At 44.6% G+C, this 16365-nt stretch carries 15 protein-coding genes, 1 pseudogene and 1 riboswitch; of the genes and pseudogenes, 9 read left to right on the top strand and 7 right to left on the bottom strand.

From position 1 onward, the window contains the following. Nucleotides 1-13 precede the first annotated feature (13 nt). Nucleotides 14-691, bottom strand: a complete 678-nt coding sequence (locus BN1209_RS00505) for a DUF484 family protein (RefSeq protein ID WP_052661059.1) — start codon at nucleotides 689-691, stop codon at nucleotides 14-16. 27 nt (nucleotides 692-718) lie between these two features. Next, nucleotides 719-1549, bottom strand: coding sequence for a diaminopimelate epimerase (gene dapF, locus BN1209_RS00510; RefSeq protein ID WP_045750480.1), 831 nt, complete (start codon nucleotides 1547-1549; stop codon nucleotides 719-721). Between the two features lie 134 nt (nucleotides 1550-1683). Between dapF and metK the strand changes: the two genes are divergently transcribed. From metK to metF, 3 genes and pseudogenes are all read left to right on the top strand, one after another. Further along, nucleotides 1684-2841 carry a methionine adenosyltransferase gene (gene metK, locus BN1209_RS00515; protein ID WP_045750481.1) on the top strand — a complete coding sequence of 386 codons (1158 nt, stop codon included), beginning with the start codon at nucleotides 1684-1686 and terminating at the stop codon, nucleotides 2839-2841. Nucleotides 2842-2980: 139 nt separating this feature from the next. Next, nucleotides 2981-3048, top strand: a riboswitch (S-adenosyl-L-homocysteine riboswitch). A 122-nt stretch (nucleotides 3049-3170) separates the two neighbouring features. Then, nucleotides 3171-4580: an adenosylhomocysteinase gene (ahcY, locus tag BN1209_RS00520; RefSeq protein WP_045750482.1), complete on the top strand. Its 1410-nt coding sequence runs from the start codon at nucleotides 3171-3173 to the stop codon at nucleotides 4578-4580. 73 nt (nucleotides 4581-4653) lie between these two features. Next, nucleotides 4654-5486: pseudogene (metF, locus tag BN1209_RS00525) on the top strand (methylenetetrahydrofolate reductase [NAD(P)H]). Nucleotides 5487-5607: 121 nt separating this feature from the next. Here the strand turns inward: metF and BN1209_RS00530 are convergent. From BN1209_RS00530 to BN1209_RS00540, 3 genes are all read right to left on the bottom strand, one after another. Beyond that, a complete protein-coding gene (locus tag BN1209_RS00530; RefSeq protein ID WP_045750483.1) occupies nucleotides 5608-6066 on the bottom strand; it encodes a Smg family protein in 459 nt (152 codons plus the stop codon). Nucleotides 6067-6105: 39 nt separating this feature from the next. Beyond that, nucleotides 6106-7200 (bottom strand): DNA-processing protein DprA, encoded by a 1095-nt coding sequence (gene dprA, locus BN1209_RS00535; protein ID WP_045750484.1) that lies wholly within the window; start codon nucleotides 7198-7200, stop codon nucleotides 6106-6108. A 67-nt stretch (nucleotides 7201-7267) separates the two neighbouring features. Beyond that, a complete protein-coding gene (locus BN1209_RS00540) occupies nucleotides 7268-7486 on the bottom strand; it encodes a LysM peptidoglycan-binding domain-containing protein (RefSeq protein WP_231855134.1) in 219 nt (72 codons plus the stop codon). 172 nt (nucleotides 7487-7658) lie between these two features. On the opposite strand from BN1209_RS00540, the gene def reads away from it, so the two are divergent. The 6 genes from def to BN1209_RS00570 are packed head-to-tail and all read left to right on the top strand — an operon-like array spanning nucleotide 7659 to nucleotide 14455. Further along, nucleotides 7659-8159 carry a peptide deformylase gene (gene def, locus BN1209_RS00545; RefSeq protein ID WP_045750486.1) on the top strand — a complete coding sequence of 167 codons (501 nt, stop codon included), beginning with the start codon at nucleotides 7659-7661 and terminating at the stop codon, nucleotides 8157-8159. Between the two features lies 1 nt (nucleotide 8160). Then, nucleotides 8161-9099, top strand: coding sequence for a methionyl-tRNA formyltransferase (gene fmt, locus BN1209_RS00550; protein ID WP_045750487.1), 939 nt, complete (start codon nucleotides 8161-8163; stop codon nucleotides 9097-9099). 40 nt (nucleotides 9100-9139) lie between these two features. Continuing rightward, nucleotides 9140-10423 carry a 16S rRNA (cytosine(967)-C(5))-methyltransferase RsmB gene (rsmB, locus tag BN1209_RS00555; RefSeq protein ID WP_045750488.1) on the top strand — a complete coding sequence of 428 codons (1284 nt, stop codon included), beginning with the start codon at nucleotides 9140-9142 and terminating at the stop codon, nucleotides 10421-10423. Then, entirely contained in the window at nucleotides 10401-10988 is a 588-nt protein-coding gene (locus BN1209_RS00560) for a DUF4390 domain-containing protein (protein ID WP_045751863.1), read from the top strand. Before rsmB ends, BN1209_RS00560 begins: the two co-directional genes overlap by 23 nt. Nucleotides 10989-11003: 15 nt before the next feature. Further along, nucleotides 11004-13175, top strand: coding sequence for a sensor histidine kinase (locus tag BN1209_RS00565; protein WP_045750489.1), 2172 nt, complete (start codon nucleotides 11004-11006; stop codon nucleotides 13173-13175). A gap of 2 nt (nucleotides 13176-13177) precedes the next feature. After that, the gene (locus tag BN1209_RS00570) at nucleotides 13178-14455 is read left to right on the top strand and encodes a sigma-54-dependent transcriptional regulator (protein WP_045750490.1); all 1278 of its coding nucleotides are present in this window, start codon (nucleotides 13178-13180) and stop codon (nucleotides 14453-14455) included. A 2-nt stretch (nucleotides 14456-14457) separates the two neighbouring features. Here the strand turns inward: BN1209_RS00570 and BN1209_RS00575 are convergent, their stop codons facing one another. Next, nucleotides 14458-15588, bottom strand: a complete 1131-nt coding sequence (locus tag BN1209_RS00575; protein ID WP_045750491.1) for a methyltransferase — start codon at nucleotides 15586-15588, stop codon at nucleotides 14458-14460. Next, on the bottom strand, nucleotides 15588-16355 hold the full coding sequence (xth, locus tag BN1209_RS00580; protein WP_045750492.1) for an exodeoxyribonuclease III: 768 nt from the start codon (nucleotides 16353-16355) through the stop codon (nucleotides 15588-15590). The genes BN1209_RS00575 and xth overlap by 1 nt, the downstream gene beginning before the upstream one ends. Between the last annotated feature and the right edge of the window lie 10 nt (nucleotides 16356-16365).

Genomic DNA, 16365 nt, shown 5'->3' on the forward strand with positions numbered 1-16365 from the left:
GACCGGCTCAACATTAAGCGAGATGCTGGCTAAGCGCAGCGCTGAAAAGCTCGCCGATCCGCTTTACAAACAAGGTGCCCATGTCTGGATAGAAGCGATTTTCGTCATTTGATGCCAAGATTAACATGCCGACAGGCGTGCCAATTTCTAATAGAGTGATGGCGTAAGATTTCGCTTCGTTGTTCTTCATCATGCCTGCAAGGTTCTCATTAGGAAATGCACCACAATAGGGTTCAATTAAACCTTCCGCCCATGCTTTTGAAATATCATCCACTTCATCAAATGCTGCATGATTTGCGTCCTCAGTCCGTTTTGGCTCAGTCCAAAGAATGATTTTTGTGTTCGAAATATCAAAGTCATTTTTGAGGCTAGTATTGAGAGTATCGATTACTTCGGCTAGGTGAGTTGCTACTAATAATGACAAGGTTAGCTTGTGAACTTTATTGCTCTTTTCTTCATTGTCGATACCAAATTGCAGAAGTTCGTTATATTTTCGTTCAATTTGACGGATTTTGTCGCGCTGGGCGACTTGTTGACGCTCTGCAAGTGATACTGTTCCGCTACCATGCGGGTTGGGCAAGTACATTGTGGCAAGTATGCCAGCATGGTTTGAGAAAAAAAGCGGATTGCTTTGTAAGTATTGGGCAACATCTGCTTCGTTGATCATTGGATTATTTTCTTGATTTTCCATCGTTACATTCCAGCGGTAGGTGTTAAATTAAATAGTAATTTCGCCTGAAAATACATGGACTGCCGGCCCTGTCATCATGACAGGGCTGTTGCCACCATTCCAGCAAATGTTGAGATTGCCGCCCCGCATCATGACCTTGACTGGTGATTGTAATTTACCTAAATTTATCCCAGCGACCGCTGCAGCACATGCGCCTGTGCCACACGCCAATGTTTCACCTGCACCACGTTCAAAGACCCGCAGACGAATTTCGTGTGGATGAATGATTTGCATAAATCCTGCATTCACACGCTGTGGGAATCTCGGATGATTTTCTATGATGGGGCCATGCACGCTAACTGGGGCTGTATTAATGTCTTCAACGATTTGAACTGCATGTGGATTGCCCATTGAAACGGTGGAAATTTCAACTTCGGTATCTGCGACATTGAGTTGATAGGTGATTGCATTGGCATCAGCAATAAAAGGAATTTGACTGGGCTCAAATTGAGGCGCCCCCATATTGACGGTGACCAAGCCATTATCCTCAAGGGTTGGGTAAATGAGTCCGTTCGCTGTTTCAACCGTAATCTGCGTTTTGGTAGTCAGTTTTTTGTCGTGAACAAAGCGAACAAAACAGCGTGCACCGTTCCCGCACTGTTCAACTTCACCGCCGTCTGCATTAAAAATGCGATAACGAAAATCTGCGCTAGGGTTTGTTGGTTTTTCAACCAATAGTAATTGGTCACATCCAATCCCAAAATGCCGATCAGCAAGTTGGCGAATTTGATCTGAGGTCAATTCAATCGCTTGGCTATAAGCATCAATGACAACAAAGTCATTGCCTATTCCCTGCATTTTTGTGAATGATATATGCATATTTAATTGATCAAGCTACCTGAATAATTACCCATATTGTATGGGATTGTTTCAGGCGAAGGTAGTCGTCATTTTGCGAATGAGGCTTATTTTGCTATCCTAGTCATCTTTGTAAAATTTATTGATAATTCATTATGTCCGAATATTTATTTACCTCAGAATCTGTTTCTGAGGGCCATCCAGATAAACTTGCTGATCAGGTGTCTGACAGTATTTTAGATGCGATTTTAGAGCAAGATCCAACTGCACGTGTGGCAGCAGAGACCTTAGCGAACACTGGTTTGATTGTGCTTGCAGGTGAGATCACCACAACAGCGAACGTTGATTACATCAAGGTTGCTCGTGAGACGATTAAACGCATTGGTTACGACAACACAGAATATGGCATCGACTATAAAGGCTGTGCTGTATTGGTTGCTTATGACAAACAGTCTCCTGATATTGCTCAAGGTGTGGATAAGGCAGAAGATGATCCACTAGACCAAGGTGCTGGTGACCAAGGTTTAATGTTTGGTTATGCGTGTGATGAAACACCACAAATGATGCCATTACCAATCTGGCTATCGCACCGGATCATGGAACGTCAATCTCAACTCCGTAAAGATGGCCGTTTGCCATGGCTTCGTCCTGATGCGAAATCTCAAGTGACGATTAAATATGAAAACGGCAAACCCAGTGCCATTGATACTGTGGTTGTTTCAACACAGCACGCGCCTGAGATGGAATTAAAAGACATCCGTGAAGCGGTGATTGAAGAGATCATCAAACCAACATTGCCTAAAGAACTCATCAAGGGTGATATTAAGTTCTTAGTGAACCCAACCGGTCGCTTTGTGATTGGCGGCCCACAAGGCGATTGCGGTTTAACTGGTCGTAAGATTATTGTCGACACTTACGGCGGTGCAGCCCCTCATGGTGGTGGTGCATTCTCTGGTAAAGACCCTTCTAAAGTAGACCGTTCAGCCGCTTATGCAGGTCGTTATGTGGCTAAGAATATCGTTGCAGCAGGATTGGCTTCACGCTGCCTAGTGCAAATCTCTTACGCAATTGGGGTGGCACAGCCTACTTCTATCATGGTCGAGACTTACGGTACAGGTAAGGTATCAAATGAGGTGCTGACAGCGCTTGTGCGCGAACACTTTGACCTACGTCCTAAAGGCATTGTGAAGATGCTTAATCTGCTCCGTCCGATTTACACAAAGACAGCGGCTTACGGCCACTTCGGTCGTGACGAAACTGAGTTCTCTTGGGAAGCGATTGATAAGGCGGCAGCGCTCAAAGCTTCTATTTGATTATCTTTTTTTGAAATTTAAAGCCTCAATCATGAACTGATTGGGGCTTTTTTGTGTCTTCATTCAGGTATTTTGAAAACACTAATTAAGGCTAATGTGTTGAATTTGTGTAAAAACAATATTTGCGTATAATAGCCGACATTCCGAGGAGCGCTGCGAGAGAAAAACTCCCAGGCTCGGAAAATGTTTTAACGGCGCTCACCATATTAACCGTGCCGGGCACGGGATACGGGTGAGAGTGTTAGAACTTCAAGTGGCATCACTTCTAGTTTTTCAAGCAACTCCAAATTTTCCGCATTCCCTCCGGTCACACCATTCAAGGAAAAAACATGAATACTGTGACTGATATTAAAGATTATGTAGTTGCTGATATTAATTTAGCTGGTTTTGGCCGCAAAGAAATTGCGATTGCTGAAACTGAAATGCCTGGTTTGATGGCGATTCGCGAAGAGTTTTCAAAAGCGCAGCCGCTAAAAGGCGCACGTATTACTGGTTCATTGCACATGACTATCCAAACTGCGGTGTTGATTGAAACACTCAAGGATTTGGGTGCGGAAGTGCGTTGGGCATCATGCAATATTTATTCAACGCAAGATCATGCTGCTGCTGCGATTGCTGCTGGCGGCACCGCAGTGTTTGCAATTAAAGGCGAAACATTAGAAGAGTACTGGGATTACACACATCGCATTTTTGAATGGACTGATGGTGGCTATTCGAACATGATTTTGGATGATGGTGGCGATGCTACTTTGTTGTTACATCTTGGTACGAATGCTGAAAAAGATATTTCTTTGCTGAACAATCCTGGTAGCGAAGAAGAAGTATGTTTGTTTAACGCCATCAAAGAAAAGCTTAAAACAGACCCAACTTGGTACTCAACACGTCTTGCTGAAATTAAAGGTGTGACAGAAGAGACAACAACAGGTGTTCATCGCTTATATCAAATGCACAAAGAAGGCCGTCTAGCTTTCCCAGCAATTAACGTGAATGACTCTGTGACAAAATCAAAATTTGACAATTTGTATGGTTGCCGCGAATCATTGGTTGATGCAATCAAGCGTGCAACAGACGTCATGATTGCAGGAAAAATTGCAGTGGTTGCAGGTTACGGCGATGTAGGTAAAGGTTCAGCACAGGCTTTGCGTGCTTTATCAGCGCAGGTTTGGGTAACAGAAATTGATCCAATCTGCGCGTTGCAGGCGGCGATGGAAGGTTATCGTGTAGTGACAATGGACTATGCTTGTGAGCATGCTGATATTTTTGTCACAGCAACAGGTAATTATCACGTGATTAGTCACGACCATATGATGAAAATGAAGGACCAAGCCATTGTATGTAACATCGGTCACTTCGATAACGAAATTGATGTTGTTTCAATCGAAAAGTATGAGTGGGACGAAATCAAACCACAAGTTGACCATGTGATTTTCCCTGATGGCAAAAAGATTATTTTGTTAGCAAAAGGCCGTCTAGTTAACTTGGGTTGCGGAACTGGTCACCCAAGCTATGTGATGAGCTCATCTTTTGCAAATCAAACGATCGCACAGATCGAATTGTTTTGTAACACTGAAAAATACCCAGTCGGCGTTTATACGTTGCCTAAGCATTTGGATGAAAAGGTTGCAGTATTGCAATTGAAAAAACTGAATGCTCAGCTAACGCGTTTATCAGACGAACAAGCAGCTTATATCGGTGTTTCACAAAACGGCCCATTCAAGCCTGATACTTACCGCTATTAATTAAGACATTAGCAGGTCGCTCGTCGACCTGCTAATGTCTTAATAATAGAAATTGTAAGAGAAGAAAGCATTTATGAAACCTGAAATTAGTGTTGAGTTTTTTCCGCCAAAAACGGAAGAGGGCGTATTAAAGCTTCGTGAAACGCGAAAGCAGTTAGCGCGACTTAATCCGAAGTTCTTATCAGTGACTTTTGGTGCTGGTGGTTCAACGCGTGATCGCACGATGGATGCAGTGCTTGAAATTCAAGCTGAAGGGTTTGAGGCGGCGCCTCATATTTCAGGCATTTCTTCATCTAAAGAAGAAATATTAAGTCTCCTTAAGACTTACCAGAGTCATGGCATTGGCGCCTTGTCGTCTTGCGTGGTGATTTACCTTCAGGAGAGGTGAGTAGCGGTGACTTTGCTTACGCCAGCCAGCTGGTCGCATTCATACGCAAAAAAACGGATGACTGGTTTCAAATTGAGGTGGCGGCTTATCCTGAAACACATCCTGAAGCACGCTCGGCTAATGCCGACTTAAAACACTTTAAGACCAAAGTAGACGCCGGTGCTAACGCAGCAATTACGCAATACTTCTATAATGCAGATGCCTATTTTCAATTTGTTGAGCAATGCCAGAAAATGGGGATTGAAATTCCAATCGTCCCAGGTGTCATGCCTATTTACAACTATACGCAGTTAGCACGTTTTTCTAACGTATGCGGCGCAGAGATTCCACGCTGGTTAAGATTACGCCTGGAGGATTACGGCGATGATATGGTTTCACTTCGTGCACTTGGCTTAGATGTTGTGACGGATTTATGTGGAAAACTGATGGCAGGTGGTGCGCCAGGGCTTCATTTTTATACATTAAATCAATCGAGTACTATTAGTATCATCGCTGAAAGACTGGGCTTGATAAAGTAATCCTTGGTGAAATAATCCTTGGTGCAATAATCTTAGCTAGCTAATCTAGAAGTGTTGCTTTATAAAATAAAAAAGCCTAGACGCAATCTAGGCTTTTTTATTGAGAAAAAATGATGAACGGCTAATGAAACGTTGGGCTATCATCACCGAAAACGGCATCTTCAACAAACAAAAAATCGTCCGTGCGGCCTTGTTTGCGGAGTGCCATTAATGCAGTCCAGCGGATTTCATCTAAGCCGACATGTTCTTGTGAAAGCGCCATGGCACGATCCATAATGACTTCATGCAATGCGTGATTGATGACATTCGCTTGCATCAAAAACATCAAAAAGCTTAAGCCTTCAACGTCAATTTTTTCGGTTTCAACATCACTATAAATGCGCGTTGATTGAGTAAGGCCGCTTGGTGCGTTTCCTGCCTCATCAGCCATTGACTCTAAGGAACTAAACCAATCGAATGCACCATTGATATCGGAGCTGTCAAAGCCTGCTTCAAATAACTCTTGAGCAAGGGTGTTATGGTCAGGCTGAATATTTGCCTCGACGTAGTTTTCGAACATATAAACCAAGACTTCAAACATAGATTCTCCTATCAAATTTATATGGTCAAATTTATTCAGTTAGCCGATACGCTGATAACGACCTCCTGGTAGAGAAGCTATTTTATTTTCCAACTCCAGCACGAGTAGTGTGGCCGAAAGGCCTTCACTCGTCAAGTTGGTCAGCGCAATGAGTGCTTCCATATTAATGGGGTCAAATCCCATTAAGTCAAGCAAGGCCGTGTATTCTGAGCTTTCAGGTTTTTCCGAAGCTGGGCTAATGAGGTGTGCGAGATGTGGCGCCAATTCGTTTGTGATGTCTTGAATGCAATCGACTAATTTTGCACCTTGTTTAATGAGCTCGTGACAGCCTTTGGACATTGGAGAATGAATGGAGCCAGGGATTGCAAATACCTCGCGACCTTGGTCAGCAGCAAATTTTGCAGTAATGAGTGAGCCGCTTTGCGTGTTCGCTTCCACCACTAAACACCCCAAACTTAGGCCGCTAATAATGCGATTCCGCCTTGGAAAGTTTTGTGGGCGAGAGGGTGTGCCAATTGGAAATTCTGAGATGATCAAGCCTTGGCCGACAATTTTGTGCGCGAGTTCGCGGTGCTTAGCGGGATAAACGATGTCTAAGCCAGTGCCAACTACTGCAATCGTTCTCCCTTGCTTATTTTTTAGTGCGCCCCGATGTGCAGCTCCGTCGATGCCAAGTGCCATGCCACTGACAATGCAAAACCCTTGTTCGCTTAATGCATATGCAAAGTCTTCAGCATTTTTTTCACCCTGCACAGAAGCGTTTCTACTGCCGACCATCGCGATGGTCGGCATCGTTAAGCAGCTTAAATCACCTTTGGCATAAAGCACGGGCGGGGGGTCGGGAATTTCTAAAAGTGCTTGAGGATAATGCGTCTCAGCAAGTGTAATAAGATGGTTATTTTCTTTTTCTAGCCAAGCCAATACTGATGCCGCTTCATCTAGATTAGTGCCTTGCTTAATTGAGCTGGCGACATCTTCCGAAACCACTTGCTGGAGGGCTTGATGTGAGGCGTTAAAAATATTTTCTGGAGAACCAAACTGCTGAAGTAGCTTACAGATCCCCTGGCCACCAAGGCCATGAATGTTCTGTAAGCATATCCATAAAGAATTTTCTTTGTTTTCTTGAATGGTCATTTTGAGCTTTTTTATTGGGGGGCTTCTACTAAGTCATCATTTCTGATGGGTTTGGTGGATTGTACAATTATGCGTAAGAAATACGTTCAAACGCACTTAACACAATCAACAAGCCTATCCGCTCATTGGGTAGTTTAATGCGTTTTGAGTTGATCGATGGTTTATTAATTTCCCATAAATGCGGCCATCGCCATGGATCCTTGAGAAACTTAGCAGAAATTCCCCATGAGGTGTCACCTTCAGTGACGACATAGCGATCTGAGTGGTTATCTTGAAGTTCAATCATGCTATTTGCCGCATGCGCAGTTAAACAACAAAACATAAGCAGGGTTATAATAGAGCGAAGAATCATATGGGCTTTGTAAACGGCGTTAAGTTTCAGTTGAGAAGCGGTGAAGCTGTATTAGATTCTGCATTTAATTTGTATAACAATCAAGTTTTTATGGCAATGAATTCAGATGGCAATATTAGACATACTTAATTATCCAGATGCACGTTTATATACGGTTGCAAAGCCGGTGGTGCAAGTGGACACAAAAATCCAGCGTTTGATCGATGACATGGCTGAAACCATGTACGAAGCGCCAGGCATCGGTTTGGCTGCGACTCAGGTGAATGTGCACCAACAAATTATCGTCATTGATATCAGCGAATCTAAAAATAAGCTGCAGGTATTTATCAATCCTAAAATTAAGGCTAAGACGGGCTCGCAAGAATATGAAGAGGGTTGTTTATCTGTTCCTGGTGTTTATGAAAACGTCACGCGTGCAGAGGCCGTAGTGATTGAGGCCTTGGATAGAAATGGGACGCCTTTTGTGATGGAAGCCGACGGCTTGATGGCTGTATGTATTCAACATGAAATGGACCATTTGCTTGGGAAGGTCTTTGTCCAATATTTGTCTCCGCTTAAACAGAATCGCATTAAAACCAAAATGCAGAAAATGCAGCGCGGTCGATAACATGAAGCCACTCAAGATTATTTTCGCAGGGACGCCGGATTTTGCTGTCCCAGCTTTAGCGGCGCTTATTAAAGCTGGACATGATGTAGTGCTAGTGCTTACTCAGCCAGACCGCCCTTCTGGGCGAGGGATGAAGCTGAAGGCTAGTCCTGTTAAAGAACTCGCTTTGCAACACGCAATAGCGGTTTTTCAGCCTGAAACATTGAAAGATGTTGATGCGCAAGCGCGGATTGAGGCGGTGAAAGCGGATGTGATGATTGTCGCTGCTTATGGCTTAATTATCCCAACTAACGTTTTGCAAATGCCGCGATTGGGTTGCTATAACATTCATGCTTCATTATTGCCACGTTGGCGTGGTGCCGCACCAATTCATCGCGCCTTGTTAGCAGGCGATGCTGAAACGGGGGTTACCATTATGGAAGTAGTGCCAGCACTTGATGCCGGCGCCATGGTTTCTAAAGGTGTGCTGCCCATTAGCGAACGCGATACTTCTCAATCTTTGCATGATGACCTTGCCCATATGGGAGCAGATTTAATGGTCGATGCTATGCAACAGCTTGCTGAAACTGGCAATTTGCCAGCGACAATTCAAGATGAGTCTTTAGTGACTTATGCGGCCAAATTGCAAAAAGCGGAGGCGAGCATTGATTGGACTCAATCTGCCGATTTAATTTCACGGCAAGTGCGTGCATTTAATCCGTTTCCTGTTGCCCATGCCATATTGAATGGTGAGGTTTGTCGTATTTGGATGGCGACACAATCTGATGTTGTTAGTCATGTAAAACCTGGCACTATTTTGGATGTTGGCACCAATATTCAAGTTGCTTGTGGGCAAGGCGCGCTCATTGTTGAGGAGTTGCAACTTCCTGGCGGGAAACGATTGAAAGCTAAAGATTTTATTGCTGGGCAGAACCTGAAAGTGGGACAACATTTTGAGTAAGTTTATTTTTTATATTTCGATGAGATTGGTCAAATAACACGTGCATATCTCACAACAAATTGCCGCAGAGGCAATTGGACAAGTTTTTGCGGGCCGCAATTTAGGCGTCGTACTAGACGGCTTATTTTCTAGATATTCAAATATCACACCTCAGCAACGTGCAGTTGCTCAAGATTTGAGTTATGGCACTTTGCGGTTCTACGGTGCAATACAGTCTTTGTTGGATCAGCTTTTGCAAAAACCGTTGGATGACGCACGTTTACAGTGCTTGTTGTTGGTTGCAGTCTATCAGCTGCAATACGACAAAGCGGCTTCGCATACGGTGGTCGATCAAGCGGTCAAGGCTGCTTCGCAGTCTAAAAAAACGTGGGCAAAAGGTTTGGTCAATGGCGTGTTACGTAACTTTCTACGTCAACAAGCCGAATTGTTGACGAATATTCAAGATGACGAATTCGCGAAATACTCTTACCCAGCTTGGTGGATTACTAAGCTGAGATACCAATATCCAAACAATTGGCAGGAAATGCTGGAAGCTGGAAATCAGCATCCGCCGATGATATTACGTGTCAATCAGCGACAAATTTCATCTGCTGATTTTATCGCCAAACTCAGTGCGGAAGGGATTGCCTCCCAAGCGCTTGGTGCGAATGCAGTAATGTTGGAAAAGCCTATTCCTGTTGATCTTATCCCAGGCTTTGCAGATGGCGAAGCTTCGGTACAGGATTACGCAGCACAAGTCGCTGGTTATGCGCTGGATTTACAAAGTGGGCAACGTGTTTTAGATGCTTGTTGCGCTCCAGGGGGTAAAACAGGCCAAATTTTAGAGTTGGCAGATGTCGATTTAGTCGCAGTGGATAATGATGAAACGCGTATCGCACGGACTCAAAGTAATCTTGAGCGTTTAAAACTGAAAGCGACTTTGCTGGTTGGGGATGCAGGCAAGTCAGCAGACTGGTGGGATGGCAAGCCATTCGATCGTATTTTGGCGGATGTCCCGTGTACGGCTTCAGGCATTGTGCGACGTCATGTGGATATTAAATGGTTACGTCGCGAGGCCGATATTGCTTCATTCACTAGACAGCAAGCGCAGATATTGCCATCTTTGTGGCAGCTATTAGCAAAGGGTGGTAAATTGCTTTACGTGACTTGCTCAGTGTTTCAAGAAGAAAATCAGCGGCAAATTGATAGTTTTTTGAAGTTGCATGCAGATGCGGAGCAATTGCCTTTAAATGAACCAATTTCAGGCTTGACTTTAAACGATGGACAACTAAAACCGGGTGCCCAGCATGATGGTTTATTTTATGCGTTACTACAGAAGCACTAAGCGTCTTTACGCACATGTTTGCCTCGTCATTATTGCGTTAACATTGGCTTTTAGCCAGTTAGCGAATGCGGCAGGTAGCGCCATTCATATTAAAAGTGCAGAGTTGCTTCCAGTCGAAGAAGCCTACACATTGATTGCTGATTTTGATATCAGTTTTAGTTCCGTCATTGAAGACGCGTTAAATAAAGGCGTACCACTTACATTTCTCGTTGAGTTTCAATTAAGCTCACCTCGTCGTTATTGGTTTGATGATGAAATTGTTACTCAAACGCAGTATTTGACGATAAGTTATCACGCACTTTCACGACAATATTTAGTCAATCGCAACAATCATCAACAATCATTTGCAAACCTGCAACAAGCCAAAGACGAGTTTTCAAAAATTAAACCATGGCCAGTTGTGGATAAAAAATTACTCAAAAAAGGGGACGCATATGTTGCCGCGATAAAAGTGCGTCTCGATCAAACAAAGCTACCCAAACCTTTACAAGTGGAAGCGATTGGTTCTGATGATTGGAATATAGCGTCAGAACGATATCGCTGGACACCTGTATTCGCTTTTTAAGATGAGCACTTACTGATGCGATATATCGTTTTTATTACTGCTTTGCTCGGTGCAGGCCTGCTCTATCTGCTCTCGCATGCGAGTGGAAATGGCAATGTTTCCGGCGCAGATTACACGATGTTGCTTGGCCTTAATATTGGTCTTGCTTCGGCCTTGCTGTTGCTGATCGCATACCAGTTATCGTTACTTTTCAAGCAGATGCGAGCAAGAGTAATCGGCAGTCGCCTGAATTTACGACTGTTAGGAGCATTTGCATTGATGGCGATTACGCCAGGCGTTCTTGTTTATGGGGTGTCGGTCAATTTTCTTACGCATTCGATTGAATCGTGGTTTAACGTCAAGGTTGAAGCCGCCCTTGAAGGGGGTGTAAAGCTTGGTCAGAGCTCATTAGATGCGATGTTGGCAGACCTCAAGCAAAAGGGTGATGGAATGGCGCTAAATCTTGCTTTCCAGCCGACCAACGCGCAGCTAACCGTGCTAAATGACTTGCGTGAAAAAAGTGGCGTGCAAGATGCCGTTTTGCTGACGATGCAAGGCAAAATTTTAGCCTTTTCTAGTAGTGACGCCACCAGCTTCTTGCCCGATACGCCAAGTTTAGAGCAGCTTAGACAAGCACGCCAAAAAGATTTTGGCATTATTGAGCCTATCGCGGGCAAGGGCTTATATTTGCGTGCGTTAGTACCAGTCAATATGAATGATATTGGGGGGGAAACTCGGATTTTACAATTACTCCAGCCAGTTCCGAGTCAACTCTCGAATACAGCTGAAGCCGTCCAAAACGTTTATCAAGATTATCAAGAGCTGTCATTAAGTCGCGAGTCACTTAAACAGGTATTTTCTCTCACACTTACTTTAGTGTTAATGCTAGCCATGCTAACCGCTGTCTCGGTTGCTTTCGTATTGAGCCGTCGCTTATCATCGCCGCTTGGTGTTCTGGCCGAAGGGACTAGGGCGATTGCGCGGGGCGATTATGAGACCGTACTCCCTGTACACGGCAACGATGAATTGGGTATTTTAGTTCAATCTTTTAATAGTATGAGTAAACAGCTTGGTGAGGCAAAACAAGCTGCAGAAGCCAATCGCGCAAGCGTGGAAGCGGCAAGAGGTTATTTAGAAACGATCTTAGCGCATTTGTCATCTGGTGTTTTGGCTTTGAACGACAAAGGTGAATTGCGGACTTATAACGCAACTGCGTCAAATATATTAGGGGTTGTGTTAGGACATTTTTCCGGACAGCCCTTCACTAAACTCGGGCAGGCATTTCCTAATTTAGCCGCGCTGACCGATACCATTCTTCAAAATGCGAGCGAATCAAAAACGAATGACTGGCAAGCAGAAATGGAGATTGTGACCACACAAGGTCAGCGCACGCTTCTCCTTCGGGGAACGCGACTGCCTTATAGTGCCGATAGTGGTTATTTAGTCGTATTTGATGACATCACAATGATGGCACAAGCTCAGCGCGATGCTGCATGGGGTGAGGTAGCAAGACGCTTGGCCCATGAAATCAAAAATCCACTGACGCCTATTCAACTTTCAGCTGAGCGAATTGAACATAAGCTTTCAGCTAAGCTAGACGTCGCAGACAGTGAGATGTTGAAGCGAGCGACAGGCACGATTGTTGCCCAGGTGGATGCATTAAAAACGATGGTGAATGAATTCAGTGAGTACGCTCGAGCGCCAGTGCTTAATTTAAGCCAATTAGATCTTAATCAATTAGTGCGTGACGTCCTTGATCTGTATGAACTGACAGGGGTGACGCTTAAAGTAAATCTCGCTAAGCAGACACTTGATGTGCTTGGGGACAACACGATGTTGAGACAGGTGTTACATAATCTGTTGCAGAATGCACAAGATGCGTTAGAGGGCGTGGATGCACCAACCATTGAGGTAACAACATCAAAGCTTGTTGATCATGTTCAATTAACTGTCATGGATAACGGTGCCGGCTTTCCTATCGAGATTATGTCTCGTGCATTTGAGCCATATATGACGACTAAACACCATGGCACAGGTTTGGGGTTAGCGATCGTGAAAAAAATTGTAGAAGAACATCAGGGTACGATCAATATCGAGAACCGAAAAGGTGCGTCTCATCAAGACAGCGGAGCCATTGTGATTGTGACCTTGCCGCTTCAACAATTAGCATCTAAAAAACCAAGTATTAACGGTAAAAAGGCAGATTAGGTATGACCACGAGACAAGTCCTAGTGGTGGACGATGAAATCGGCATTCGTGAACTATTAAGAGATATCTTGCAAGACGAAGGCTATCAAGTACAACTCGCAGAGAATGCAGCTGAAGCCAGAGAATATCGCCAACACACCCGTCCAGATGTTGTTCTTCTCGATATTTGGATGCCAGATTGCGATGGTATTACGCTCTTAAAAGAATGGGGCACTGGCGGTATGTTGACCATGCCAGTGGTCATGATGTCTGGACATGGCACGATTGATACCGCTGTTGAAGCTACGCGGATTGGTGCTTTTGATTTTCTTGAAAAACCAATCGCGCTTCAAAAGCTACTCAAGACAGTGAACGCTGCCCTAAAACATAGTGAGCAACTTCCAAGATCTGATATGAGTTTGCTTAATCTTGGCAAAAGTGTCGTGATTAATGAGCTGCGTCAGCGACTAGAGCAAGTCATGATGAGCAAAGCACCGCTATTGCTTATTGGTGAAAAAGGAAGTGGAGCTGAACTTTGCGCGAAATTTTTACATCAGGCCAACACCCCATGGATGGAACTCCTCGAATCTCAACGACTTGCAGATGCGCCACTCGATGTCTTGGAGCAGCTACGTGAAGGAGTTTTATTTATTCCCGAGGTAGCTGATTTAGATAAGACCCAGCAAAAAGGCTTGTTGGTGCTGCTGGCAAAAGCGGAAAAATATGGAACGCGTGTGGTATGTGGCACATCCAAACCTCTCCCTGATCTTGTCACAGAAGGAATGTTTGATAACGGCTTATTACAGACCTTGTCCGTCAGCACCTTACGAATTCCAAGTCTCGCAGACCACAGAGAAGATATCCCTGATTTAGCCCGTGCCTTAGCATTTCTGTTGGTCGAAACCACAGCATCTCCTTACCGAGAGTTTGAGACAGCCGCGCTCAATATGCTGAGAAACGCCGATTGGCCCGGTAATCTCTCGCAACTCGATAGCGTAATTCGTAATTTGATGCAATCAAGTTTAGGGGAGAAAATCACATTAGACGATGTGCATCGTGTGATGGAGCAATTCTCACCACTGCAGTCCGCGTTGATGGAGCCGGCATCTAAAGAAGGTAGCGGCTTGCCTATTGATTTTGATTTGCCATTACGAGAAGCACGCGATGAATTTGAGCGATTATATTTTGAGTATCATATTCAAAAATCAGAGAAGAACATGACTCGTGTAGCTGAAGCGGTTGAGCTTGAGCGCACCCATTTGTATCGCAAGCTCAAGCAATTAGGCATTAAAACGAAGTAAATCTAATTGGCTTTTAATCGCCAAAGTGAAGTAATTTCAGCTTTTCTCGCCTGGTGCAATCTATCTGTCTGATCCATGACCTTGCCATGCTTTGGCGTAATATCTATTTTTTCTTCAACGACTAAACCAGCGTGAGCAATTGCGTTTTGGAATTCATCTTTGGTCCTTAGGCCTAAGTTTTCAGCAAAGTTAGACATAATCAGCCAGCCTTCACCCTCTGGCGTCAGGTGATTTTTTAGCCCATTTAGAAATGCCATCAACATACGGCTATTTGGATCGTAAACTGCATACTCAATCGGTGAGCTTGGCTTGGCTGGTAACCATGGCGGGTTGCATACAATCAAGGGTGCTTTACCTTCAGGAAACATGTCAGCTTGTTTGACTGAAACCTGTTGTTGATAACCTAAGCGGGTGATGTTTTCTTTAGCACAAGTTAAGGCACGCGGATCTTGGTCAGTGGCGATAATCTTTTTGACACCACGTTTAGCAAGCAGCGCGGCAATCACGCCTGTTCCTGTCCCAATATCAAAGGCGAGCTCTCGACTCGGTAACGGTGCATTGGCGAGCAATGCTAAATACTCGCCGCGGATCGGCGAAAATACACCGTAATGTGGATGAATGCTGGCACCTAAGGCTTCAATCGGCACGCCTTTTTTACGCCATTCATGTGCACCAACCAAGCCTTGTAGCTCGCGTAATGAAGCTACAAATGGGCTGGTAAATTCGCCATAGGCTTCCGAGCAAGCTTGCTGAAAATCTGGTGCTCTCTTCAGGCGTACTTGAAAGTTTTCTCCGACTTCGATCAGCAGCATCCCTAATACTCTTGCGCGCTGTGCTTGCGCAACACGATGTAAATTAAAGGCTTGCTTAAGGTCTATTGTTGCAGATTCTTGGTTGATTTTTTTTGGTGATTTTTTTTGGTCACAGCGTCTCGCCATTGCTTGTAGGAGTTGGCGCGCATTGTGAAAGTCACCACGCCACAACATCGCTGTGCCTTCACAAGCTAGCCTATAGGCTGTGTCAGCGTTAATGGTGTCATCAGCAATAATGACCCGCTGAGGCGCGGCAACACCAGCTTCGGATTGCCAGCGTGCACTGAGCGTGGCGCCGCCTTCTACCCAACTAATCAACATTAATGATTGAATTCCAGTACCACAGGGGTGTGGTCACTAGGACGCTCTAATTTACGTGGGGCTTTGTCGATATAGCTAGCTGTGCTGACTTTGCTGAGTTCAGGCGTCACTAAAATGTGGTCAATTCGCATACCTAAATTACGTCTAAACCCTGCCATACGGTAATCCCACCAGCTAAATTGTCCTTCACCTTTTTCAAATAGGCGGAAGCTGTCTTCTAACCCTAATTGCGTAAACGCTTTGAAAGCTTCACGCTCTGGTTCACTCACGAGTACTTGGCCTACCCAGGCCACAGGGTCGTGACAATCAATATCTTCTGGTGCAATGTTGTAATCACCTAACAAGGCAAGCTTAGGGTGCTGTTTGATTTCGGTGCTGAGCCAAGCAGTAAATGCCTGTAACCAACCAAGCTTGTAAGCGTATTTGTCTGAACCTACTGCTTGGCCATTTGGGATATAAACACACACAATACGAACGCCATTAATCGTCGCGGCAATCAAGCGTTTTTGCTCGTCTGCAAAATGAGGAATGCCCATGTGGGTATCGTCTAATTTGTGAGGACTAATAATGGCAACACCGTTATACGTTTTTTGTCCGCTGTGAATCGCGTTGTAGCCAGCTTCTTTTAACGCTTCATAAGGAAACTTGCTGTCTTCTTGTTTGGTTTCTTGCAAGCACAAAGCATCGGGCTTGTTGGCGACGAGCCAATCCAACACGTGTGGCAAGCGCACATTGAGTGAGTTAACGTTCCAGGTGGCGATTTTCATAAAATATCTA

The sequence above is a fragment of the Candidatus Methylopumilus turicensis genome (genome assembly GCF_000953015.1).
Taxonomy (GTDB): Bacteria; Pseudomonadota; Gammaproteobacteria; order Burkholderiales; family Methylophilaceae; genus Methylopumilus_A; species Methylopumilus_A turicensis.